This is a genomic window from Streptomyces speibonae (assembly GCF_984686075.1).
In genome coordinates, this window is the sequence record NZ_OZ480260.1 from 962,668 (window position 1) to 985,344 (window position 22,677).

The following is a 22,677-nucleotide window of genomic DNA, read 5'->3' on the forward strand; positions in this document are numbered from 1 at the left end:
ATGGGTCGCAGATCTGGCATGCCCGGAAACGATCACCCCAACTGCGACATGATGCCCCCTCAGCACCACAGTTCCAGGGGGGAACATGAGCAAGAAGCCCAAAGCAGGGAACATCGCCGGACTCGGCTGCCTCAGCCTCGTAGCTATCATCGTCGGAGTCTTCATCATCGCCATCGCCACCAGCGACGGCGACAGCAACGACGGCAGCGACAACAAGCCGCTCAGCGAGAGCGCTGCCGTCATGTGCGAGGAGTTCGTCAAGAAGCGCCTAAAGTCGCCGGGCAGCGCCGAATTCCCCGACCCGTTCGATGCCGACTACGCCAAAACCGTCGTCCTCAGCGACGCCAAGCCGTGGAAGTATGAGGTCACTGGCGTGGTCGACAGCGAGAACTCGTTCGGCGGGCTGGTCCGTGCCGACTACGTGTGCACCGTGTCCACCAAGGACGATGACACGTGGACGCTCGACGACCTTGAGCTAAATCAGCGCTGACACTCGCAGTCTGGCCCGGCCGCCCCGTGCGGTCGGGCCTTTCCCATGCCCGGAGGTGACCCGTGGCCGCCAAGCCGAACCCGCGCCCGGTCACCGACGAGGACCGCAAGGCCGTACGCCGACTCGCCGCGCAAGGCCTCGGCCGGAACGCCATCGCCCGGGAACTGGGCCGGTCCTCTCGCACCATCAGCGTCATAGCCGCCGAACTCGACCCGCCGGTGACGTTCGACCGCACCATGACCGCCGTCGCGACCGAGGCCCGCGTCATCGACGCCAAGGCCCGCCGTGCCGCGCTCATCCAACGCGCCTACACCCGCGCGGAGAAGATCTTCGACCGGCTTGAAGCCGACGAGACCAGCGGCTACAAGTTCACCGCCACCAGCGTCAACGGCATCGAGACCAAGACTCTCGACCACGTGCCCGGCCCCGAAGAGCGCTCCTTGGCCACCGCGGCTGGCCAGTACCTCGCGCAGGCCGCCAAGCTCGAAGCGATCGACGGCGACCCCGGCGTGGACGCCGCGCGGTCGATGCTCGGCTCCCTCGCCGAGGGCCTGCAGAAGCTCGCCGACTCCCCTGCTGAGCAGGGCAGTTCGGTAGACTGATCGCACAACCAAAGACGGACCCCGGCGGGTGCGGGAACACCCCCGGGGCGTGGCCAACCTGGATGAGAGGTTGACGTGACCGAGGCTACATGCTCGGAGCCCGGATGCGAGCGCCGCCGACCCGTGTGTCTTCTGCGGAGGCGAGAGCGAGGCCGTCGACCACATCCACCCGGTCGTCCGTGGTGGCTCCGACCGGTGGACGAACCTGGCGCCCATCTGCCAGTCCTGCAACTCGATCAAGCGCGACCGATCGCTGCTGGAGGTGCTGCTCCCCGGGAGGTGACCCGTGATCCGTGGGTTGGACCTTCCGCTCAGCCGCAAGCAGATCGAGGCGGTCGCGTACTCGACGGCGCGCATCAACATCCTCCATGGCGCGATCCGCTCGGGTAAGACCGTCGCCTCGCTGATCGCGTTCCTGATCGCGGTCGCCGCGGCCCCGTCGTCGGGGCTGATCGTGATCGTGGGCCGGTCGCTGCAGACGATCGAACGGAACGTCCTCGACCCGCTCCAGGACGACGCCCTGTTCGGGCCGATCGCCAAGCTGGTCGTCCACACCCGTGGCGCGACGACGGCGACGATCCTCGGCCGGACTGTGCACCTGATCGGCGCCGCCGACTCCCGCGCGGAGGGCCGCCTCCGTGGTCTGACCGCCTGCCTCGCGTACGTGGACGAGGCGACGCTGATCCCGCGCGGCTTCTGGAACCAGCTTCTCGGCCGCCTCAGCGTGCCGGGTGCGCGGCTGCTGGCGACGACGAACCCCGACAACCCGGGGCACTGGTTGAAGAAGGAGTTCCTCGACCGCGCGGCCGACTTGGACCTGCGGGAGTGGCACTTCACCCTCGACGACAACCCCGCCCTCGACGAGGCGTACGTCGCTTCCCTGAAGGCCGAGTACGTCGGCCTGTGGTACCGGCGGTTCATCTCCGGCCACTGGGTGCAGTCCGAGGGCGCCATCTACGAGATGTTCGACACCACGAAGCATGTGGTGCGGGACCTGCCGCGCATCGACCGCTGGCTGTGCGACGCGATCGACTACGGCACCGTCAACCCGTACGCCGACCTGCTGATCGGCGTCGGCGCGGACCGGCGCCTGTACGTGGTCAGCGAGTTCCGGCATGACTCCCGTACCGCGCGCCGGCAGATGACGGACAGCGAGTACTCGAAGGCGCGCCGGGCGTGGCTGGCCAGGGTGCCGCAGCCGCAGTCGAACGTCGTGGGTGTGGCGCCGGAGTGGACGATCGTGGACCCGTCGGCGTCGTCGTACATCGAGCAGCTGCACCGGGACGGTGTGAGCGGTGTGACGGCGGCGGACAATGCGGTGCTCGACGGCATCCGCACGGTGTCCTCGCTGATCTCCACCGGGGATCTGCTGGTGCACGAGTCCGCGCGCGGCCTGATCGACGAGTTCCCGGGCTACTCGTGGGACGACTCTGCGGCGGAGCGCGGCGAGGATAAGCCGATCAAAGAGAATGATCATTCGCTCGACGCGATTCGCTACGGCCTACGGACGACCGAGGCCCTGTGGCGGCCGTACCTACCGACCCGACTGGAGGTGGCTGCCTGATGTCCCTGCCCGCAGGCAACACCGCGTGGCCTCCGCCTTACCTCGGACCGGCCCTCGACGCGATGCACGCCTGGGATTCCTGGTGGTCCGGTGACCCCGACCGGCTGGAGCAGCTCTACGGCGGCTCGACGGGCGGCGGCCCCGACCCCAAGCGTCTGCAGTTCGCCGGCGGGGTGATCGGCCGTCTCGCACGCTGGTGGTGGGGCACGCCGACCGCCCCGGGCGAGCGCCGCACGAAGTTGCACGTGCCGATCGCCGGTGACCTCTGCGGTGGGTCGGCCGACCTCCTGTTCTCGGAGCCGCCGAAGCTCACCGTCGACGACGACACCACCCAGGACCGACTCGATGCCCTCGTCGACGACGGCATGCTGGCCACGCTGCAGACAGCCGCTGAGGTTGGCGCTGCCCTGGGCGGCGTGTATCTGCGGCCGGTCTACGACAAGGAGCTGGCGGACCGGCCGTGGATCGTCGCCGAGCACGCCGACCGGGCCCTGCCCGAGTTCACCTGGGGCCGCCTCTCCGTAGTCACGTTCTGGAAGGCCGTCCGCGAGGAGGACGGCCAGATCTGGCGGTGGCTGGAGCGGCACGAGCCGGGCGTCATCATGCACGGCCTGTACCAGGGCACGAAGGACAACCTCGGCCGACCGGTCCCCCTCGAGGACTCGGAGGCCACAGCCCCGTTCGCGCCCCTGGTCAACGCCGAGGGCGCAATCCCGACCGGCTACAACGGCCTGGACGTCGTGTACATCCCCAACCAGATCAGCCGCCGCTGGCGGTGCAAGCCGAAGCTGAAGGACTTCGGCCGCTCCGACCTGGACGGGGTCGAGCCGATGATGGACGCCCTCGATGAGACCTACAGCTCGTGGATGCGGGACATCCGGATCGGCAAGGGCCGCATCGTCGTGCCGAACGCCTACCTGCAGTCGCAGGGGCCTGGGCGGGGCGGCTCGTGGAATCCGGATCAGGAGGTGTTCGCCGGGCTGGACATGCTGGCTCGTGCGGATGCGAGCGGGCAGCTCACCGTGGCCCAGTTCGCGATCCGGGTCGCCGAGCATCGGGAGACGGCGGAGGACTTGGTCAACCAGATCCTTCGGTCGGCCGGCTACTCGGGGCAGACGTTCGGGCTCGGTGGCGACGCCGCGGTGACCGCGACGGAGATCACCGCCCGGGAACGGCGGTCGATGACGACTCGCGGCAAGAAGATCCTCCGGTGGCGGCCGGCACTGGCGCAGCTGGTGGAGGCGCTCCTCGCCATCGATCAGGCCGTGTTCGGCGGGAGCATCGTGCCCCAGCGGCCCACGGTCGAGTTCGAGGACTCCGTGCAGGAGGACCCGCTGACGCTCGCCAACACGGCGGACGTTCTGCGGCGGGCGCAGGCGGCGAGCACGGACACGCTGGTGCGGATGGCCCACCCCGAGTGGGACGACACCCAGGTGCAGGAGGAAGTCGACCGGATCCAGCAGGAGGCGGGCACCGCGGTGCCGGACCCGATGCAGACCGGAGCCCTCCCGTAGAAGGTGGTGATCGGCCATGCCCGTGTCCCCGGCCATGGCCGAAGACCTCGCCGCAGCAGTCGCGGACCTGTACGAGGCCGCCGAGGGCGAGCTCATCGGGAGGATCCGACGGGCGCTCGCTGAGGGCATCAACAGCCCCGTGTGGGTCGAGCTCAAGCTGGCCGCGGTCGGCAACCTGCAGGTCGCGATCGAAGAGGTCATCGCCGCGCTCCAGCTGGACGCGTCGGGCGCCGTGCACCAGGCGCTCGCCGAGGCCTACGACCGTGGCCAGCAGGCCGCTGTCGCCGAACTCGGGGCCCTCGGTGTCGGCCAGACGGCTGCGGCCGCGGCGGCAGTACCGACGGCGCCGGTGGTGGACCGGCTGGCGCAGGCCGTCATCGCGGACACGGGGCCGGTGCATCTGCGGATGCTGCGCCAGTCCATGGACGTGTACCGGGAGGTCATCGGCCGGGCCGCCGCAGCCCCCGCGCTCGGCGTGCAGACCCGCCGCCAGGCGGCACAGTCCGCGTTCGACCAGTTCGCCAACCGCGGGGTACGCGGTTTCGTCGACCAGTCGGGCCGGTCGTGGGAGCTGCGCTCCTACGTGGAAATGGCGATGCGGTCGGCGACCGCCCGCGCCGCCGTCGAGGCCCACTCGGATCGGCTGGGTGCGGCCGGGGTGGACCTGGTGATCGTGTCGCAGGCGCCGGAGGAGTGCCCGCTGTGCCGGCCGTGGGAGCGGAAGGTGCTCGCCCGAACGGGCGCGCCCGGGGAGCGGACGGTGCAGGTGGAGCACGCCACGGAGGACGGCGAGATGGTGACCGTGGTGGTGGCCGGGTCGCTGCCGGAGGCGCGCGGGAAGGGCTTCATGCATCCGAACTGCCGGCACACGGTGTCCGCGTACTTGCCTGGGGTGTCCAGGATTCCGAAGGCGCAGCCGTCGCGGGGGACGTACGAGGACTCGCAGCGGCAGCGGTACCTGGAGCGGCAGGTGCGGAAGTGGAAGCGTCTGGAGGACGCGGCCATGGACGAGGCCACAGCGAAAGCGCGGCGTGCGCGGGTGCGCGCGTATCAGGCCCGCATCCGCGAGCTGGCCGCGGAGACGGGCCTGCCCCGCAAGAGCCACCGCGAGCAGCTCTCCACGGCCCGCTGACCGGGCACACAGAGTCTTCCGCCCGCCGGGTGCGGGCCGGATCGCACAACCCCCGCCAGGCGCGGGGCCGAACCATTCCGACGCGCACCAGGAGTGCACGCATGCCCAAGCGAACCCTCCCCCGCCACGCCCTGACCGGCGCTGGCTGGGCACACCCCTACGGCCACGCCCCTTTCGCGCCGTACCTGTACGCCGACGGCGGGGACGGAGACGGCTCCGGATCCGACAACGGCGACAGCGGTAACGGCACGGGCGACGACGACCAGGACGACGATGCCGGCGGGACCGGCGACGACGACCAGGGCGACGACGGCGCGGGCAAGGACGACAAGCCCAAGCCGAAGCCGCCCGCCAAGAAGGACGAGGACCCGGCGGCCGAGCTGGAGCGGCTCCGCAAGGAGCTGAAGCAGGCCAACGCCGACGCGGCGAAGGCCCGCACGAACGCGAAGAAGGCCGCGGCGGACGAGGCCCGATCCGAGATCACCAAGCAGATCGCGAAGACGCTCGGGCTGATCGAGGACGACAAGGACACCCCGCCGGACCCGAAGGCGCTGTCTGCGGAGATCGAGAAGGCGAAGGCCGCGCACCGCGAGACCGCGGTGGAGCTGGCCGTGTTCCGGGGCGCGTCGAAGTACGGCGCCGACGCGGAGGCCCTGACCGACTCCCGCAGCTTCCTGCGGTCGATCGCTGACCTCGACCCGGGTGACGAGGAGTTCGCGAAGAAGGTGAACGCCGCGATCAAGCAGGCGGTCACCGACAACCCCAAGCTCAAGGCCGCGGGTCAGGCGCCCGCGCGCACCAGCGGCGACTTCTCCGGCAGCACGGAGAAGCCCAAGAACGGCAACAGCATCGAGGCGCAGCGAGAAGCGTTCCGTAAGGGACGACGCTGACGCCTCCACACAGATGGGAGGCCCGTCGTGGCCAACACCTTTCTCACCCCCGACCTGATCGCCACGCGCGGGCTCGCCACGCTGTACGAGAACACCGTGATGGCGCAGCTCGTGCACCGCGACTACGAGGCCGACTTCCGCGGCCGGCAGGGCGACACCATCACGGTGCGCAAACCCGCGACGTTCACCGCGTCGCAGTTCGACCGGAACACGGGCATCGTCCCGCAGAACGCGACCGAGACCGGTGTGCCGGTCACGCTGAACCACTTCCCGGACGTGTCCGTCGCGGTGACGACGGAGCAGCTCACCCTGGAGATCAACGACTTCGGCGAGCAGATCCTCGACCCGATGATGAAGGCGATCGCGGAGAAGATCGACCGCGACCTCCTCGCCCTGCGCACGGACGTCGTGCAGCAGGTCGGCGGCGTCGCCGCGAACACCGACGGCGAGGACTACCACGGCTACGACGGGAACTACCCGTGGTCCGACTCCCGCGTCCTCATCGAGGCGGGCGAAGTCCTCGACACGCAGAACGTGCCGATGGACGAGCGGCGGGTCGTCGTCGGCCCGCGCACGAAGTCGCGGTGGATCGCGGAGAAGGCGTGGCGTGCGGCCGACCAGTCCGGGTCCACGGTGGGTCTGCGGCAGGCGCAGTTCGGTGGCATGGCGTCCGGGTTCGACCCGTACATGTCGCAGAACGTGAAGCTGGAGTCTCCGGCGACGACCGAGGAGTCCCTGGCGTTCCACAAGACGGCGTTCGCGCTGGTGACGCGGACGCTGGAGGTGCCGCCGGGCGCCCAGGACGCGGCGATCATGAACTACGAAGGGTTCGCGCTGCGCGTGGTCTACGACTACGACATCAAGTACAAGCAGACCGTCGTCAGCGTGGACTGCCTGTACGGCACGAAGACCCTCGACGCGAACCGGGCCGTGATCATCAGCGGCGAGACCGGGTCCTGACCCCCTCTCCGGTGAGGGCAGGGGTGGTGGGCAGGTGGAGGGGAGGCCGTGACGTGCGTGTAGTGCAGATCGGCCTCCCTGGCCTGGCCCGCTCCTGGAAGAACGATGTCGCCGCCGCCGGTACCCGGTTGGGCTGGGACGTGCTGCACCTCTCCCCGCACGATCCCGGCCCGATCGTCCAGGCGCTGCCCGGCGCCGACATGCTGCTCTGGGTCCACACACCCGGTAAGGCCCCGCAGCACGGTGACCGCATCCTCGCTGCCGCCCGGTCAGCCGGCGCAGCCACGGTGGGGATGCACATGGACCTGTACTGGACGCGCCCCAACCGGGAGCCGGAAATCGGCCGGGACGCGTGGTGGCGCTGCGACCACGTGTTCACCGCCGACGGCGGCCACCAGAAGAAGTTCAAGGCGCGTGGCATCAACCACCGCTGGCTTCCTGCTCCGGCGGGGCGCCGCTGGCTCACCCCCGGCGTCGTGGATAAGGAGCGGTGGCCGGAGCCGATCGTGTTCGTGGGGACGTGCTCGGCGGGCAGCCATCGCAACCACCGCAGGCAGCTCCTCACGTGGGCGAAGGAACGGTGGGGGGATCGGTTCGGCTGGTACGGCACGCCGCGCCGCCGCGTATGGGGCACCGACCTGTCCAGCCTCTACGCCACGGCGCGGGTGGTGCTCGCTGATTCGGTGCCGGTGCCGCGCTACTGGTCGGACCGGGTCCCGTTGACCCTCGCGCGGGGGGCGCCGCTGGCGCATCCGCTGATCGAGGGCATGGACGAGCAGGGCTACACCCCCGACCTGCTGCTGGGGTACGAGGTCGGCGAGTTCGGGCCGCTCGGGGACCTCATCGACAGCATCACCGACCGCGAGCTGGCCGACCGTGCGGAGCGGGGGCGGGCGCTGGTGGAGGAGCGGCATCTGTGGGAGCACCGGCTCCAGTACATCCAGAAGGTGGTGTTCGGGTGAGCGGGCCGACCGTGATCGTCATCTGCGCGGGCGAGGCGACCCGGTGGGGCGACCACCGGGGCACGCCGAAGCACCTGCTGGCGCCGGAGGGCGAGCGGCTGCTCGACCGTACGGTGCGGCTGGCGCGCGAGCATGGCGCGGGGCGGGTGCTGGTGGTGTCCAAGCCCGGCGATGCCCGGTATGAAGCGGACGGCGCGGAGCGGGTGGACGCCCGGCTGACGCCGTCCAACGCGGACGCGGACAAGTTTCTGTCGTCGCGTCATCTCTGGGCCCCCGACGGTCGCACGGTCGTCCTCTACGGCGACGTGTGGTTCGACGACGAGGCGATGGCCCTGATCCTCGGCGACGAGCGGCGCCAGTGGCTGCTGTGGTGCCGGCCCGGCGCCTCACAGACCACCGGCGCCACCTCGGGCGAGTGCTTCGCCGTCACCTTCTGGCCCGAGCACCACGCCGAATACGAGCAGGCCCTGCACCGGGTGGCCTCGCTGTGGCGAGCCGGGCTGCTGCGTCGGTGCGGCGGCTGGGAAACCTACCGGGCGATGTGCGGCCGGGGCGACCGTGAACTGCGTACGCACCGCATGTACGGCCGGTACGAGGTGATCGGCGGCTGGACAGAGGACTTCGACAAGCCCCTGGACTACGAGCGGTGGCTCGACCGGCGGCGGGGTCGGAGCGTGTCGGTGGTGATCCCGTGGCGGCCGGCCCCTGGCCGCCAGCGCATCCTCGGATGGGTGCGGCGGCAGTGGCAGGAAGCCTTCCCGACCTGGCAGGTCGTCACTGGCCGGGCCCCGGAGGGGACGTGGCGCAAGGGGGCTGCCGTCCAGGACGGTATCCGCCGGGCGCAAGGCACCACGATCATCGTCGCGGACGCGGATGTGTGGTGCGACGGCATCGAGCAGGCCGTGGACGAGGTCGCGGCCGGGCGGGCGAAGTGGGCGATGCCCCACACCCTGGTGCGGCGGCTGACCGAGGAGGCTACGGAGAAGGTGCTCGAGGGCGGGCCGCTGGACGGGCCCACGGTCGAGACGCATCCGGGGATGGCGGGCGGCGGCATGGTCGTCCTCACCCGGCAGACCGCTCGCGGGGTGCCGATGGACCCCGGGTTCGAGGGCTGGGGCCAGGAGGACCAGGCGTGGGCGGTCGCGCTGGAGACGCTGGCGGGCCCGATGTGGCGCGGGACGGCGGATCTGGTGCATCTGTGGCATCCGCCGGCCGAGCGGCTGTCCCGCGCGTCCGGATCGCGGGAGGGGCTGGCCCGGTACCGCCGCTATCTGGACGCGCGGGACCGGCCCGCCGCGATGCGGGCCCTGCTCGCCGAATTCTGCACGAGCCCGCTGAAGGGATCACCTCTGATGTACAGGTACCGCAACGCGAACACGGGCGACGAGGTCGAGTACGCGCACCGGAACGCCCGGCTGGAGATGCTGCCGAACTGGTCCCGCATCCCGGCCGAGACCGCGCCGGAGCCGGAGCAGTACGAGGCGGCGCCCGCCGCCCCGGAGCAGCCGGGGGAAGCACCCGGGCCCGCCCCGGAGCCGGTGCCGGTGCCGGTGCCGGTGCCGCCGGTGGAGGAGACCGCGGTTGTGGCGCGCCCTGCAGTGAGCGCATCGAAGGCGGCGTGGGTGGAGTACGCCACCAGCCTCGCCCAGGACTCGGACGAGGCCGCCGAGATCGCCACCCTCACGAAGGCCCAGATCATCGACCGCTACGGCAGCAAGGAGCACTGACACCATGGCCGACCTGGTCACCAACATCGGCAAAGGCCGGTTCATCTACTACGCCAGCCTGCCCGCTTCGGACGATGCGCTGATCGCAGTTGTGTTGGAAGCGGCCGACCTCGAGGCGGACGACGCGCTGCAGGACTACGACACCCTCAGCGCGCTGCTCGCAGGCGCGTCCAACGAGCAGACGACGATGGGTCGCAAGACGCTCACGAACGTGACCGTCACCGTCGACGACACGGCGAACGACGCCAGCTTCGACGCGGACGACATCACCTGGACCGCGGCCACCGGCAACGCCACCGGGAAGCTGGTGATCTGCTACGACCCGGACACCACCGGCGGCACGGACGCCGACCTGATTCCGCTGACCATCCACGACTTCGCGGTCACCCCGGACGGCACGGACATCACCGCGCAGATCGACTCCGACGGCCTCGCGGTCGCCGAAAACCCCTCCTGACCCCAGCCCGAGCCCCCGGGGGGTGAGTCGTGCCGCTGTTCGACACCCTCACGGACGACTTCAACGACAACGTCCGGGACACCGTCAAGTGGCCGGACTCCTACGGGGGCGTCACCGAGGTCGGGGGCCGCGCGCGGGTCCCCTGCACCGACGACTACGCGGCGTACGCCTCCGACACCGCATACACCCTGGCAGGCTCGCACGTGCAGGCCAGGGTGTACCCGCCCGCCGAGGGCGAAGCCACAGAAGTGTGGGCGCAGATCCTCGTCACCACAACGACGGCCGGCACCGACGCGATCATCGAGATCAGTCCGCTCGAGACGTACGTCGGTATGGCCGTGCGCGTGGACTACACCGATCCGAACTACACGGCGATCGACTACGACCCCGTCGCGCACGCGCATCTGCGGATCCGCGAGACAGACGGGACCCTGTACTGGGAGACGTCCCCAGACGGGGCGACGTGGACGGTGCAGCGCAGCGTCACCTCGCCGGCGTGGGTGGCCGATGAGACGCTGCAGGTGCAGCTGATCTCCCACCGCGACGACGAGACGGTCGATTTCGCGGAGTTCGACGACTTCAACGTGGTCCCGGCGGCTGGGCATGTGCTGCCGACCGGTCCCGCGGTAGAGGCTGAGTCGGGGCGGCCGGTGCAGGCGGCCAAGACGGCTGCGGTCGCTGCGGCCTCGGCGGTGGCCCGGGCTGGAGCGGTGACCGTCCGCAAGACGGCCGGTGTGGGCTGTGCGCGCACGGCGGTGGCGGCGGGCGAGGTGCAGGCGGCCAAGACCGCCGGCAACACGGCCAGTGGTTCGGTGGAGGCCGGGCGGCCCCTGCGCATCACGCGCACTGCGTCGGCCGGAACGGCACGCACGGTGGTGGCGGCCCGGCCGCTCGCCGTCGTGCGGGCCGCAGCTGTAGCGCATGCGGCCGAGGCGACGGAGGCACGGCCGGTCCAGGCCGCGCACGTCGCCGCTGCGGCAGCAGCCAGCGAGACCAGTACGGCCCTCCCGGTTACCGTGGCGCGCACCGTGCACGTGGGCGCAGCACGCACGGTCGATACGGCCGGGGCCCTGCCCCCTGCCAAGACGGCCGGTGTGGACGCGGCCCGCGTGGTCGCAGCTGGCCGCTCGCTGTCGACAGCGGGCACCGCCCACGTGGGAGCGGCTCGCACAGTGGAGGCCGGGCGGCCGGTGACCGCCGTACGGGTGGTGCCGGTCACGGGTGCGGCCGCGGTCGAGCAGGCACGGCCGGTGCAGGTGGCCCGGACCGCGCAGCTGGCGGCCGCGCGTGAGATGGCGCGGGCCGGGCGGCTGTCCGTCTCGGGCGCGACCGACGTTGGCGCGGCTGGGGCGGTCGCCCGGGCGCACCCGCTGGCGGCCGCCAAGACGGCTGCGGTAGGGGCGGCTGCCGGGGCCGAAGCGGCCCGCCCGGTCACAGCAGTACGCACGATCCAGGTGGGTGCGGCCCGGGAGACCAGCGTCGCCCGCGGCCTGGCCCACTCCCGCACAGCGCTCCTCGGGGCATCTCGAGAGCGCACGGCCGGGCGGAGCCTGGTCACCACGGCCGGGCTGCCCGTTGCTCCCGCGCTGCTGGTGGAGCAGGGCCGCCCGGTCACCGCCGCGAAGACGCGCGGCATTGAGCCGGCTGGGGTGGCCGAGGCCGGTCGGCCGGTACGGGCGGTGCGGCTCGTACCGGCCGGCACGGCACCATCCCTCGAGGGAGCCCGTCCGCTCGCGGCGGCCAAGGTGCTGCGGCTGGGTGCGGCGCGGTCGAGTGAGACCGGGACGCTCCTGCTGCTGGCGGGCGCGCTCGAGGCGTCCGCGGCCCGCGAGATGGCGGCGGCCCGGCCGGTACGCGCGGGCAAGACGGCAGCGGTCGGCCGCGCGGCAGCTGTAGAGGCCGCTGGGCCGGTCCTGGCCGGGCACCGGGTGCGTCTCGGCGCCGCCCGCGTGCTGCTGGCTGGCCGGCCGGTGCGGGCCCGCAGTGATGTGCCGCTCGGTACGGCCCGCTGCACGGCCGTGGCGGGGCCGGTGCGGGCGGCCAAGGGGCTGCTCGTGGGCAGCGCGCTCGAGCGCGGGCGCGCGGGGACCATCCGGCAGCCGTTCCAGACGCGCATGGTCCGTGCCGCCCGCACCACGGCCCGGGCACGCCCGACGGGGTGGAGCAGGCAGCGGCCGGCGGACGAGCTGACGCCGTCCACGTCGGGGCCGCTCCTCACTCCGTCGACGGCTGGCCCGTCGCTGACTGCATCCGTATCCGGGCCGCACCTGGCGGCCTCCAGCACAGGAGGAGGCTGACATGCCGGACGTGGGCGACCTGGTCACCGCGCAGCTGGTGGTGTCCCCGTATGACGGGACGACCCAGGCTGCGCTGGCGGTGACCGCGCCGGACGGCACCGTGACGACCCCGGTGGTGTCGACCGGCGACGGTGGGCAGACGTGGACGGCTCCGCTCACCTACACGGCGGCCGGGATCTGGCGGCTGTCGTGGACGGTGACCGGGACCGGCGCGAGCGTTGAGCACGAGCTGGTCTCCGTCGCACCCGCCCCCGGGGCGGGGCTGGCGGGGCGGGTGTACGCGACGACCACACAACTCGCCGAGTACATGCAGGCTGCCCCGCCGCTGGACGCAGCAAAGCTGCTGGCGGACGCCTCCCGGATGCTGGATGCGCTGGTGCTGGCGTACTGCCGGTACGACGTGGACGACGGCGGCATGCCCACCGACGACGCTGTGGCGGCGGCGATCGGGCGGGCGGTGTGCGCGCAGGTCGCCTGGTGGGACGAGCTCGGCGACCACCGCGGCGCGGCTGGTGCGGGCTGGGGGTCGGTGAGCATCGGCTCGGTGAGCCTCGGCGGGAGCCCCGCCTCGTCTGCGGATGGCTCGGATTCCGCGGCTCGGCAGGTGGCTCCGCAGGTGTGGGACGAGCTGCGCTCCCCGGACCTGCACGATCGCCTGTACGTCGGCGCGGTGGCGGTGCCCTGGTGAGCCGCGTGCCCGGGTGGCTGCTGCGTCACCGCATCACGATCGAGGCATACGAGGGCGAGTCCAGCACCGGCCCCCTGTACGGGCCGCCGGTCGAGGTACGCGCCTTCGTGGACGAGCAGACCCGCACGGTGCGCACGCCGGGCGGCGAGGAGACCACCTCGTCATCCACGGCCTACGCGGCCCCCGGCACCACGGCGCCGCCCCTGTCGCGCGTCACTCTCCCGTCCGGCCGGACCACCACGGTCATCGCCTCCCTGACCCGGGACGGCGGCGGCCTGCCGACCCCGGACCACGTGGAGATCCAACTCACCTAGGAGGCCGGTATGCCGCTGAACTTTCGGCTCGACTTCGACAGGTCAGCGGCAGGCGAGTTGCGGGCCGCCGCCGCGCGCGGCCTCCTCCTGGGCGCCGAGCACGTCCTGACGGAGGCCCAGGACCTGGTGCCGCTCGACGAGGGCGGCCTCCAGAACACCGGCACCGCGTCGGTGGACGAGGGGTCGCTGACGGCGATGGTGTCCTTCGACACCCCCTACGCGGTCCGCCAGCACGAAGAGCTGGACTGGCGGCACGCCCCCGGCAGGCAGGCCAAGTACCTCGAGCAGCCGCTCAACGCCGAACGGTCGACGGTGCTGGCCCTGGTGGCTGCCCAGCTGAGGCGGGTGCTGCGATGAGCCACGAAACCGACCTGCTGCGGGGGGTCGCCGAGCTCCTCGAGGACGCTGGCGTCGGCGTGTACGACGAGACGGGCCCGCTGCCGGCCGAGGGTACGGGCATCGTCCTCGGACGGCTCCCGGACGGCCCGGACAGGGCGCTCGGGCTGACGACGTATCCGGTGGCCGACGACTACTCCACCGACTCCATCACCGGCGTCCAGGCGCGCATGCGGGCGGGCACGGCCCCGCTCGACGTGCTCGACCTTTCCGACGCCGTCTTCGACGTCCTGCACAACCGGCGCCGCTGGGACGCGCGGGGTGTGCGGGTGGAGATCTCCTGGCGGAACTCCGAGGCGTGGATCGGCCAGGACGCGAGCGGGCGCATGGAGCGCACCGCGAACTACTACTTCCGGACCGTGCGGTCCGGGCCTCACACGATCGACTAGGAGGACCGCATGTCCACTCCCATCGAGGAGAACGAGCTCGCACGCGAGTGGCGGCTTGAGATCAACATGGGCACCGAGGAGTCCCCGGACTGGCAACTGTGCCCCGGGGTCCGCGAGTTCCAGCCCGTGTCCGAGCCGAACATCGAGGACTCGTCGGACTACGACGGCGAGGGCTGGGCGGGCAACACGAAGACCGCGCAGTCGTGGGAGCTGTCCGTCACTATCCGCCGCAAGGCCAACAAGACGGCGAAGGAGTACCACCCGGTTCACGAGGCCATCCGGCTGGCGCACTTCGAGTACGGGGAGTCCAACCTCGTCCACCTGCGGTACATGAACAGGGAGGGGCTGCCGGAGGCGTACGAGGGCAAGGCCATCCCGAACTGGCAGCCCGCCGGTGGCGAGTACACCGCGCTCGGCGAGGTCGAGATCACCTTCACCGGTGACGGGCCGCTCACGCCGATCGACAACCCGCTGGCCGGATCCTGATGGCCGAAGCGTCCACCCAGTTCGAGGCGCTCAACAGCTTCCTCGACGACTACCTGGAGCTCCCCGTCCGCGGCCGGGACGGGGAGACCCGCATCTACCGGATCGAGGACCCGCCCGCCGAGGACGGCCTGCGGATCGAGCGCATCACCACGCTGGCCGCCCGCCTCGCGGCCGGCGGGAAGCGGCCCGAGACCCCGGTCCTGGACGACGAGGAGGAGAAGGATCTCTTCCGGCTGTGCCTCGGGGAGACGTACGACCAGCTGCTCGCCGACGGTGTGAAGTGGGCGCAGTTCAAGCACGTTGCCCTGACGGCGATGTTCTGGGTGGTGTCTGACAAGGAGACCGCCGCCGAGTTCTGGCGGACGGGCCAGCAGCCGGGAAAAGCCCGGAACCGGGAGGCCCGGAGAGCGCAGGCGAAGCAAGGTACCTCGGGGTCGGGCGCGGGGAGTACGACCCGGTCACCGGCCTCTACGAGTGGTACGAGGGCGGGCTCCCGCCGCCGTCGCGGGCGCGGTCAGGGTCGCTGAAGAACCTGACCTGGGAGCGGATGCTCCAGCAGTGGCCGCTGATCGAGGCCGACCTGCACTCGCAGTACGGCATCGACGCCTCCTCCGGCATCCTCCGCGAGCGCACGTGGCGGTGGCTGCAGGTCCGCATCCTCGGCCTGCTGTCCGCGGAGACGCGCCTGTACCGGCACTTCGCACCGCCTCCCGAGGACCGCAAGAAGACCCGACCCCGAAGGAGGTAGTGCTGTGGCGCTGACCGTGGGCGAGCTGCAGGCCGTGCTCTCGATCGACGACCGGGCGGTGACCCCTGCCCTGCGCAGGGCCGAGGAGGCGCTGCGGCAGTCCGGGCAGCGCATGGGCTCCGACGCCGAGGCCGAGGGCGAGCGGATCGGCGAGATTCTCGGTCAGGGTCTGGTGCGGGGCGCGGATGGCCAGTGGCGGAACATGCGCGGCGAGCTGGTCGACGCAGCGACCGCCGCAGTGGCGGAGGCTGAGGCCGTCATGCGGCGCGGTGGGCAGCGCATCGCCAACGCCGCCGGCGACGCGGGCGACGAGGCGGGGCAGGAGCTCGCCGATGGCGTGGCCCAGGGCGCGGACGAGGCTGTCGATCAGGCGTCCTCGCGGATGGACCGGCTGAAGATGGCGGCCGCCGGTGCGGGCATCGCGGCGGGCGCCGTCCTCATGTCGTCGTTCCAGGAGGCGCTGAGCCAGTCGCAGATCACGGCCCGGCTCGGGGCCCAGCTCGGGACGACCCCGGCCGTTGCGCAGCAGTACGGCAAGGTAGCCGGGCAGTTGTTCAAGGACGCGATCGTCGAGGATTTCCAGGCGGGGGCGGACGCGATCAAGGCGATCGCTGGGGCTGGCCTGCTGCCGCCTGACGCGACGAACGCGCAGATCAAGGACATCGCGACCAACGCAGCTGACTTGGCGTCCGCCTTTGAGGTGGATGTGTCCATGGCTGCCAACGCGGCTGGTATCGCAGTCAAGACCGGTCTGGCGAAGAACTCGGAAGAGGCCTTCGACATGATCACCAAGGGCATGGCCGGTATGGGCCCTGCTGGTGAGGACCTGCTGGAGACGATCACTGAGTACGGCGTCCAGTTTCAGAAGTCGGGCCTCTCTGGGCGCACGGCGTTCGGGTTGATGCGGCAGGCTGTTCAGGCTGGTTGGAAGGACACCGACAAGATCGCGGACGCGTTCAAGGAGCTGGAGCTCCGGGTGACGTCCGGCGGTAAGGCCCAGGTCGAGGCGCTCAAATCGGTCGGCCTGAACGCCGACGAGATGATCGCCGACCTGTCCGCGGGCGGTAAGCGCGGCGAGGAGGCCATGACGAAGATCCACGACGCGATCGTGGAGTTGGGCCCGGAGTCCGACGTCGCCAAGGTGGCCATTCAGGATCTGTTCGGCGGCCCTGGCGAGGACCTCGGTGCCGCCTTCTTCGCGCTGAACCTGCACACCGCGGCGAAGGAGATGGGCAAGACTGCGGGCGAGGCGGACAAGCTCGGCAAAGGGCTGCGGGACAATGCCGGCGCGAAAGTCACGGCCTTCAAGAACACGATGCAGCAGAACCTGGTGGAGTTCCTCGGTACCGAGGTGATTCCCCGGCTGGAGAAGGTGTTCGGCTTCGTCCAGGAGCACTCTGGTGTTTTCCTCGCTGCGGCGGCCGGAGTGACCGCGTTGGGCGCGGCGTTCTCGCTGGCTGCGATCGGCGTCTGGGCAATGAACTCGGCGATGCTCGCCAACCCCATGTTCTGGATCATCGCGGGTATCGCGGCCGCGATCGCCGGCCTGGTGATCCTGATCGTCCTGTACTGGGACGACATCAAGTCGGCCACGCTCACAGCCTGGGACTGGGTGGTCGGGAAGGTCTCGTCGGCGAAGGACGCGATCCTCGCTGCGGTCGACTGGCTCGGCCAGATCCCGGGCAAGGTCTCGACGTTCTTCGGCCAGGCGAAGGACTGGGCCGTCAAGAAGATGACCGAGCTGAAGGACTGGCTCGCCGGTCTGCCGGGGCGGCTGCTCGGCGCTATCTCGGCGCTGGGCTCGCAGCTGGCGGGCGCTGCCACACGGCACTTCAACGCCATGCGCAGCGCTGCCGTCAACCGGGCGATGGCGCTGGTGACGTGGGTGACCGGTCTGCCGGGGCGGATCTCCCGCGGCATCGGGTCCCTGTCCAGCCTGCTGACACAGAAGGGCCGCAACGTCGTCCAGGGCCTGTGGGCGGGCATCCGCGGTATGGGCGGCTGGATCAAGTCGAAGATCATGGGCTGGGCGCGGTCCGTGATCCCCGGGCCGGTCGCCAAGGCGCTGGGGATCGCGTCACCGTCGAAGGTGACGAAAGCCCAGGGCCGGTGGATCGCGCGTGGTCTGGTCGACGGGCTCACCGGCAGCACGAAGCAGGTCAAGGCCGCCTCGTACAAGCTTGTCGACATCGTGAAGGACGCGCTCACCGGGAAGCGGGAGCGCGCTGCCCTGAAGCGCATCAACAAGGACGCCAACTCGCTGGTTTTCAACGCGCAGTGGGCCAACCGCGTCGGCTCCCAGCTGAAGGACGCCAAGAAGAAGCTGGCGGACCTGAAGAAGACCCGTCAGAAGCTCGTCGACGATGTGAAGAAGGGCGTCCTGGACGACGCGAACATCACCAAGCAGGACACGGGCGGCTGGGCACAGTCGGCAGAGACGATCCTCGCGGGCCTGAAGCAGGACACTGCCGCCGCGATCAGGTTCGCGAAGAACCTCGCAACGCTGCGGAAGAAGGGCGTACGCGCGGACCTGGTGGCGCAGATCGCGCAGGCCGGCGTGAGCGGCGGGGCCTCGTCGGCTGCCGCTCTGGCGAACGCCACGAGCTCGCAGGTGAAGGCGATCAACAGCCAGCAGGCTGCCCTGGTGAAGGCGGCCGGGCAGGCCGGTACGACCGCTGGTGACGCGATGTACGGGGCCGGGATCCGGGCCGCGCAGGGCCTGGTGAAGGGCCTTGAGGATCACCAGAAGTACATCGAGAAGACGATGCTGCGGATCGCGAAGGGCATGTCGACGGCGATGCGCAAGGCGCTCGGGATCAAGTCGCCGTCGCGGGTGATGGCGCTGGTGGGCTCCTACACCGCGCAGGGGCTCGTGAAGGGCCTGGAGGGCGAGCGCGGGGCGGTCAACAGCACCATGGCCAGCCTGGTGGAGACGCCGGCGCCTGGCTCGTGGGACATGGCGTCCTCGAGGGCGCGGGCTGCCGCATCTCAGCGGGTCGTGCTCGAGTTGCACTCCTCCGGCCGGGGCGCTGACGAGTACGTGCTCGAGTCGCTGCGGCGCGGCGTACGCAAGCGCGGCGGGCAGGACGTCGACCTTGTGATCGCAGGGAGGAGGAGCAGCTGATGGCGTTCCCGGAGGATCCGCTCGGCACCAAGGTGGAGTTCCAGATCGGCGGCGAGTGGACCGACGTCACTGGGTACGTCCAGGTGCAGGACGTCATCAAGCACACCCGCGGGCGCACGGGCGAGGGGCAGGCGGTAGACCCTGCCTCCTGCTCCCTCACCCTGAAGTCGCCGGATGGTCTGTTCTCGCCCCGCAACCCGCGCTCTCCGTACTACGGGCAGCTGGGGAAGAACACTCCGATGCGGGTGAGCCTGCGGGCGGGGGGCCCGTACCTGGAACTGACGGGTGAGGCGGGGATCGCGTCGACCCCGGACGATGCCGCGCTTGACATCACCGGGGACATCGATCTGCGGTGGGAGGGCGAGGCGGACTGGTACAGCACGGCAGCCCAGATGCTCATCGGCAAGTGGGGTGACGCTGGAAACCGCTCCTACCACATGCGCATCGAAGAGGGCTACCTGGTCATGCTGGTGACCACGGACGGCACAACCGGTGTCAGCGGGGTGTGGCGGCTGCCCGAGATGCCCCGGCACGCCGCCGTGCGTATGACCCTGGCTTCGGACACCGTGGCCGGCACCTACCTCATGCGCACGTACTGGGCTGAGACCCTCGACGGGCCGTGGGTCCAGTTCAGTGACGACGACCTCATGATGGGGCCTACGGCGATCACCATCTTCGCGAGCACCGCGCCCCTGTCGATCGCCCCGCAGCAGTTCGACTTGTCCGCCGCCCTCGACCCCCGTACGCCGGTGAAGGGCCGCTGTTACCGGGCTGAGGTGCGGTCGGGTATCGACGGCACGGTGGTGGCCGCGCCCGACTTCACTGCGCAGGAACCGGGCACCACTTCGTTCACTGACAGCGCGGGCCGCACGTGGACCCTGACCAATCCGGTGACCGACCGGCGCGTCCGGTTCTCCGGCGAGTACTCGGAGTGGCCCACGACCGCGTCCCGCGGCGGGCACCTGATCCGGGTGACCGGTGAAGGCGCGGGAATCCTGCGCCGCCTGAATCAGGGCAAGGCACCGCTGCAGTCGACGCTGCGGCGCCGTATCCCCTCCGGGGACCCGCTGGTGTACTGGCCGATGGAGGACGGCGAGAACGCCACCCGCGCGGCCTCGGGGCTGCCGGGCGGGATCCCGCTCCCCCTGACCGGCGTCAAATGGGCCGAGGACGACACGCTGTTCGGCTCCGAGGCGCTGCCGGTCCTCGATGGCCCGGCCGTGCTCAAGGCCGCCGTCCCGGGCGCGGCGGCTGGCGGGTGGCACGCCGAGATGGTCTACAAACTCGAGGCCGTCTCGCCCACGGAGCAGACCTTTTTCAGTGTGCGTCTGCGGCCGGGTACGGGCGGCGTCGCGCAGGTCCGGGCCCGCGTCTCCAACGCCAACGTGCGTGTGCAGGCGCTCGACGCGGACGAAAGCGTGGTCGCCTTCTTCAACTTCACCGACGCTTCCGCGGTCGCGGCCTTCACCGGGGTGTGGAATCGCCTGCAGCTTTTCTCGGCGGTCGACGGGGCGACCACCTATGTCACGGTGGCGTGGCGCGACGTCGTGGCCGACACCTGGTGCTACGCCACCACGGCCTACACCGGCAGCCCCGGCGCGGTCACCGGCGTGCAGGCGCAGTGGAGTAGCGACTTCGCCGGTATGGCGATCGGCCACTTGGCCGTTTTCGATACAGGCGGCAGCTACCCGGTGGCTCCGGGTGTGAGGATCTACGACTCGGCGGACGATGGGTTCTTCGGGGAGACGGCGGGCGCGAGGCTGCAGCGGCTCGCCGGGGAGGAGAGCTTGCCGGTCGAGGTGATGGGCCCGCCCACGCTCACGGCGCGGATGGGCCCGCAGCGGGCGGCGACTATGCTTGAGCAGCTCGAGCAGTGCGCGGCGGCGGACGGCGGGATCCTGGTGGAGACCCCGGAGCGTCCAGGCCTGCGGTATCGGCCGCGGGTGTCTCTCTACAACCAGGAGCCCGCGCTCGTGCTGTCGTTCCGGCAGCGCGGGCTCGTCGTGGTCGACCCGGTCGAGGACGACTCGGCGTTGCGCAACGATGTGCAGGTCATTCGGTCGGGCGGCTCGTCGGGGCGCGCCGAGCTGACGTCGGGCCCGCTGTCGGTACTGGATCCGCCGGACGGGGCGGGCCGCTACGACGACTCGGTCACGCTCAATCTGTACGAGGACGAGCAGGCCGAGCCGATGGCGCACTGGCTGCTGCACCTGGGCACGGTGGACGAGGCCCGCTACCCGCTGATCACGCTCAAGCTGCATCGGGCGCCCGAGCTGATCGAGACGGTCATCGACCTGTCTGAGGGGGACCTGATCCGGCTCACGGACCTGCCGGCCTGGCTGCCGCCGGGGCCGGTGGATCTGATCCTGCAGGGCTACACCGAGCGGATTGGTGTGCGCACGTGGGAGATCGACCTGGTATGTGCCCCGGGTTCCCCGTGGCAGGTAGGGGTGGTCGAGGACGAGATCCTTGGCCGGGTCGATACGGATGCCAGCGAACTGGCTGCCGACGTGGATGAGGCCGACACGACGCTGGTGGTCGCAGCGACAGAGGGCCCGGAGTGGGGTCGCTCGGCTGAGTACGCGGGTGAGTTCCCGTTCGGCGTAGTGGCGGGCGGCGAGCAGATGACCGTCACCGCCATCACCGACGGGGCGACGGATGCCTTCGCGCGGACGGTGGCCTCGGGGTGGGGGACGGCGGACTCGGGCCAGTCCTGGTCGACGGCCGGCGGCTCGTCATCGGACTATGCGGTCGGCTCCGGGGTGGGCACTCACACGCTCGCCTCGACGAACGTCTCCCGCCGGTCGCTGATGACGCAGCCGTACGCGGACTGGGATCTCGTTGTCGACGTGGCGACGTCCGCGACGGCGGCGGGCGGTTTCCTGTCGGGTGGGCTCGTCGCCCGGGTGGTGGACGCGAACAATCTCTACCAGGCGCGTCTGGAGTTCTCGACGACGCAGACGATCATCCTGACCCTCCGCAAGCGGGTGGGGGGTACCGAGACGGCGCTAGGCTCGTACACCCTCCCCCTGACCCATGTGGCGGGCACTCTGTACCGGCTGCGGTTTCAGGGGCAGGGGTCCGCCCTGCGGGCGCGCGCGTGGCTGGCATCCGGTCAGGATCCGTACGGCTGGCACGTGACCGCTACCGACACGGACTTGACGGCGGCCGGGAGCATGGGTGTCCGGTCGATCAGCGCATCGGCCAACACGAACACGAATCCTGTCGTTCGCTACGACAACTTCCGGCTGCTGAACCCGCAAGTTTTCACGGTCACGCGGGCCGAGAACGGTGTCGAGAAGTCCCAGAGTGCCGGGACGGCCATCCAGCTCGCCACTCCCCCCACCGTCGCCCTGTAGGAGGTTCTCGTGGCATATGAGCCCTGGCAGCCAGGCATGCTGATCACGGCGAACAGGCTGCTCGCCATCTCGCCGACGTGGCAGGACTGGGTACCGGCCTGGTCCACCAGCACCGGCTCCAATCTGCCGTCTTTCGGCGACGCGACGGTCACGGCCCGGTACGCAGTATCGGCCCTCACTGTGTACTGGCGGCTGGAGATCGCGTTCGGCACGACCACGAATTTCGGCGGAGGCAGCGGGAGCGATAACTGGCAGTTCAGCGCGCCGGTGACCGCGGCCGCCGCGCAGCTGGTGGCCGGTAGCGGGGAGGCCCAGGACACTGATGCGACGCTGCGTGTGCCGCTGCGTGCCCGTCTCCTCAGCACGACCCGGATCGGTTTCGAGACGTCGGGTGGGGCGACCGATGGCGCCTCGACGAGCTCCGGTCTGATCGACTCCGTGACCCCGTTCACCTGGGCCAGTGGGGACTTCGTTCGGGCGTGGGGCACCTACGAGGCAGCCGCCTGACCCTGCCGCTGTCCCGCCGTCAGCCGCTCCGGAGCCGTCCGGCCCGGGGCTCTTCTCATGTCTGGAGGCAG

General features: G+C 70.8%; 21 protein-coding genes and 1 pseudogene. All 22 read left to right on the top strand.

The features are described from left to right. Window positions 1-85: 85 nt before the first annotated feature. The 22 genes and pseudogenes from AC5L3C_RS04130 (at window position 86) to AC5L3C_RS04235 (ending at window position 22,606) form a co-directional block, all read left to right on the top strand. A complete protein-coding gene (locus tag AC5L3C_RS04130) occupies window positions 86-490 on the top strand; it encodes a hypothetical protein (protein ID WP_493647008.1) in 405 nt (134 codons plus the stop codon). Window positions 491-552: 62 nt separating this feature from the next. Then, complete coding sequence (locus tag AC5L3C_RS04135; protein WP_493647009.1) at window positions 553-1,092, top strand: helix-turn-helix domain-containing protein; 540 nt, start codon at window positions 553-555, stop codon at window positions 1,090-1,092. A gap of 136 nt (window positions 1,093-1,228) precedes the next feature. Continuing rightward, window positions 1,229-1,375: pseudogene (locus AC5L3C_RS04140) on the top strand (HNH endonuclease); the annotation flags it as partial. 6 nt (window positions 1,376-1,381) lie between these two features. Next, window positions 1,382-2,656: a PBSX family phage terminase large subunit gene (locus AC5L3C_RS04145; protein ID WP_493653736.1), complete on the top strand. Its 1,275-nt coding sequence runs from the start codon at window positions 1,382-1,384 to the stop codon at window positions 2,654-2,656. Then, window positions 2,656-4,170 carry a phage portal protein gene (locus tag AC5L3C_RS04150; protein ID WP_493647011.1) on the top strand — a complete coding sequence of 505 codons (1,515 nt, stop codon included), beginning with the start codon at window positions 2,656-2,658 and terminating at the stop codon, window positions 4,168-4,170. Before AC5L3C_RS04145 ends, AC5L3C_RS04150 begins: the two co-directional genes overlap by 1 nt. 16 nt (window positions 4,171-4,186) lie before the next feature. Continuing rightward, window positions 4,187-5,302, top strand: a complete 1,116-nt coding sequence (locus AC5L3C_RS04155; protein ID WP_493647012.1) for a phage minor capsid protein — start codon at window positions 4,187-4,189, stop codon at window positions 5,300-5,302. Between the two features lie 101 nt (window positions 5,303-5,403). Continuing rightward, a complete protein-coding gene (locus tag AC5L3C_RS04160; protein ID WP_493647013.1) occupies window positions 5,404-6,192 on the top strand; it encodes a hypothetical protein in 789 nt (262 codons plus the stop codon). Between the two features lie 27 nt (window positions 6,193-6,219). Further along, window positions 6,220-7,152: a major capsid protein gene (locus AC5L3C_RS04165; protein WP_493647015.1), complete on the top strand. Its 933-nt coding sequence runs from the start codon at window positions 6,220-6,222 to the stop codon at window positions 7,150-7,152. Window positions 7,153-7,205: 53 nt separating this feature from the next. Beyond that, window positions 7,206-8,114, top strand: coding sequence for a glycosyltransferase family protein (locus tag AC5L3C_RS04170; RefSeq protein WP_493647017.1), 909 nt, complete (start codon window positions 7,206-7,208; stop codon window positions 8,112-8,114). Further along, entirely contained in the window at window positions 8,111-9,841 is a 1,731-nt protein-coding gene (locus AC5L3C_RS04175) for an NTP transferase domain-containing protein (protein WP_493647019.1), read from the top strand. Before AC5L3C_RS04170 ends, AC5L3C_RS04175 begins: the two co-directional genes overlap by 4 nt. 4 nt (window positions 9,842-9,845) lie before the next feature. Beyond that, window positions 9,846-10,298 (top strand): hypothetical protein, encoded by a 453-nt coding sequence (locus tag AC5L3C_RS04180; RefSeq protein WP_493647021.1) that lies wholly within the window; start codon window positions 9,846-9,848, stop codon window positions 10,296-10,298. A 29-nt stretch (window positions 10,299-10,327) separates the two neighbouring features. After that, on the top strand, window positions 10,328-12,595 hold the full coding sequence (locus AC5L3C_RS04185) for a hypothetical protein (protein ID WP_493647023.1): 2,268 nt from the start codon (window positions 10,328-10,330) through the stop codon (window positions 12,593-12,595). Between the two features lies 1 nt (window position 12,596). Beyond that, the gene (locus tag AC5L3C_RS04190; protein ID WP_493647025.1) at window positions 12,597-13,283 is read left to right on the top strand and encodes a hypothetical protein; all 687 of its coding nucleotides are present in this window, start codon (window positions 12,597-12,599) and stop codon (window positions 13,281-13,283) included. Beyond that, window positions 13,280-13,597, top strand: coding sequence for a hypothetical protein (locus tag AC5L3C_RS04195; RefSeq protein WP_493647027.1), 318 nt, complete (start codon window positions 13,280-13,282; stop codon window positions 13,595-13,597). The genes AC5L3C_RS04190 and AC5L3C_RS04195 overlap by 4 nt, the downstream gene beginning before the upstream one ends. Before the next feature lie 9 nt (window positions 13,598-13,606). Next, window positions 13,607-13,954 carry a hypothetical protein gene (locus tag AC5L3C_RS04200; protein WP_493647028.1) on the top strand — a complete coding sequence of 116 codons (348 nt, stop codon included), beginning with the start codon at window positions 13,607-13,609 and terminating at the stop codon, window positions 13,952-13,954. Next, window positions 13,951-14,382: a minor capsid protein gene (locus AC5L3C_RS04205; protein ID WP_493647030.1), complete on the top strand. Its 432-nt coding sequence runs from the start codon at window positions 13,951-13,953 to the stop codon at window positions 14,380-14,382. Before AC5L3C_RS04200 ends, AC5L3C_RS04205 begins: the two co-directional genes overlap by 4 nt. A 9-nt stretch (window positions 14,383-14,391) precedes the next feature. Further along, on the top strand, window positions 14,392-14,868 hold the full coding sequence (locus AC5L3C_RS04210) for a phage tail tube protein (RefSeq protein WP_493647031.1): 477 nt from the start codon (window positions 14,392-14,394) through the stop codon (window positions 14,866-14,868). Next, on the top strand, window positions 14,868-15,395 hold the full coding sequence (locus AC5L3C_RS04215) for a DUF7426 family protein (protein ID WP_493647033.1): 528 nt from the start codon (window positions 14,868-14,870) through the stop codon (window positions 15,393-15,395). The genes AC5L3C_RS04210 and AC5L3C_RS04215 overlap by 1 nt, the downstream gene beginning before the upstream one ends. A 20-nt stretch (window positions 15,396-15,415) precedes the next feature. Then, complete coding sequence (locus AC5L3C_RS04220; protein ID WP_493647034.1) at window positions 15,416-15,616, top strand: hypothetical protein; 201 nt, start codon at window positions 15,416-15,418, stop codon at window positions 15,614-15,616. Window positions 15,617-15,620: 4 nt separating this feature from the next. Next, window positions 15,621-18,740: a phage tail tape measure protein gene (locus tag AC5L3C_RS04225; protein ID WP_493647036.1), complete on the top strand. Its 3,120-nt coding sequence runs from the start codon at window positions 15,621-15,623 to the stop codon at window positions 18,738-18,740. A gap of 83 nt (window positions 18,741-18,823) precedes the next feature. Next, window positions 18,824-22,099, top strand: a complete 3,276-nt coding sequence (locus AC5L3C_RS04230; protein WP_493647038.1) for a hypothetical protein — start codon at window positions 18,824-18,826, stop codon at window positions 22,097-22,099. 9 nt (window positions 22,100-22,108) lie between these two features. Next, window positions 22,109-22,606, top strand: coding sequence for a hypothetical protein (locus AC5L3C_RS04235; protein ID WP_493647039.1), 498 nt, complete (start codon window positions 22,109-22,111; stop codon window positions 22,604-22,606). Window positions 22,607-22,677 lie beyond the last annotated feature (71 nt).

Bases quoted from the DNA above. Each gene is read 5' to 3' on its own strand.
- AC5L3C_RS04215 (WP_493647033.1), top strand. From the start codon at position 14,868: ATGGCCGAAGCGTCCACCCAGTTCGAGGCGCTCAACAGCTTCCTCGAC.
- AC5L3C_RS04130 (WP_493647008.1), top strand. From the start codon at position 86: ATGAGCAAGAAGCCCAAAGCAGGGAACATCGCCGGACTCGGCTGCCTC.
- AC5L3C_RS04180 (WP_493647021.1), top strand. From the start codon at position 9,846: ATGGCCGACCTGGTCACCAACATCGGCAAAGGCCGGTTCATCTACTAC.
- AC5L3C_RS04160 (WP_493647013.1), top strand. From the start codon at position 5,404: ATGCCCAAGCGAACCCTCCCCCGCCACGCCCTGACCGGCGCTGGCTGG.
- AC5L3C_RS04210 (WP_493647031.1), top strand. From the start codon at position 14,392: ATGTCCACTCCCATCGAGGAGAACGAGCTCGCACGCGAGTGGCGGCTT.
- AC5L3C_RS04155 (WP_493647012.1), top strand. From the start codon at position 4,187: ATGCCCGTGTCCCCGGCCATGGCCGAAGACCTCGCCGCAGCAGTCGCG.
- AC5L3C_RS04220 (WP_493647034.1), top strand. From the start codon at position 15,416: ATGCTCCAGCAGTGGCCGCTGATCGAGGCCGACCTGCACTCGCAGTAC.
- AC5L3C_RS04200 (WP_493647028.1), top strand. From the start codon at position 13,607: ATGCCGCTGAACTTTCGGCTCGACTTCGACAGGTCAGCGGCAGGCGAG.
- AC5L3C_RS04150 (WP_493647011.1), top strand. From the start codon at position 2,656: ATGTCCCTGCCCGCAGGCAACACCGCGTGGCCTCCGCCTTACCTCGGA.
- AC5L3C_RS04205 (WP_493647030.1), top strand. From the start codon at position 13,951: ATGAGCCACGAAACCGACCTGCTGCGGGGGGTCGCCGAGCTCCTCGAG.
- AC5L3C_RS04190 (WP_493647025.1), top strand. From the start codon at position 12,597: ATGCCGGACGTGGGCGACCTGGTCACCGCGCAGCTGGTGGTGTCCCCG.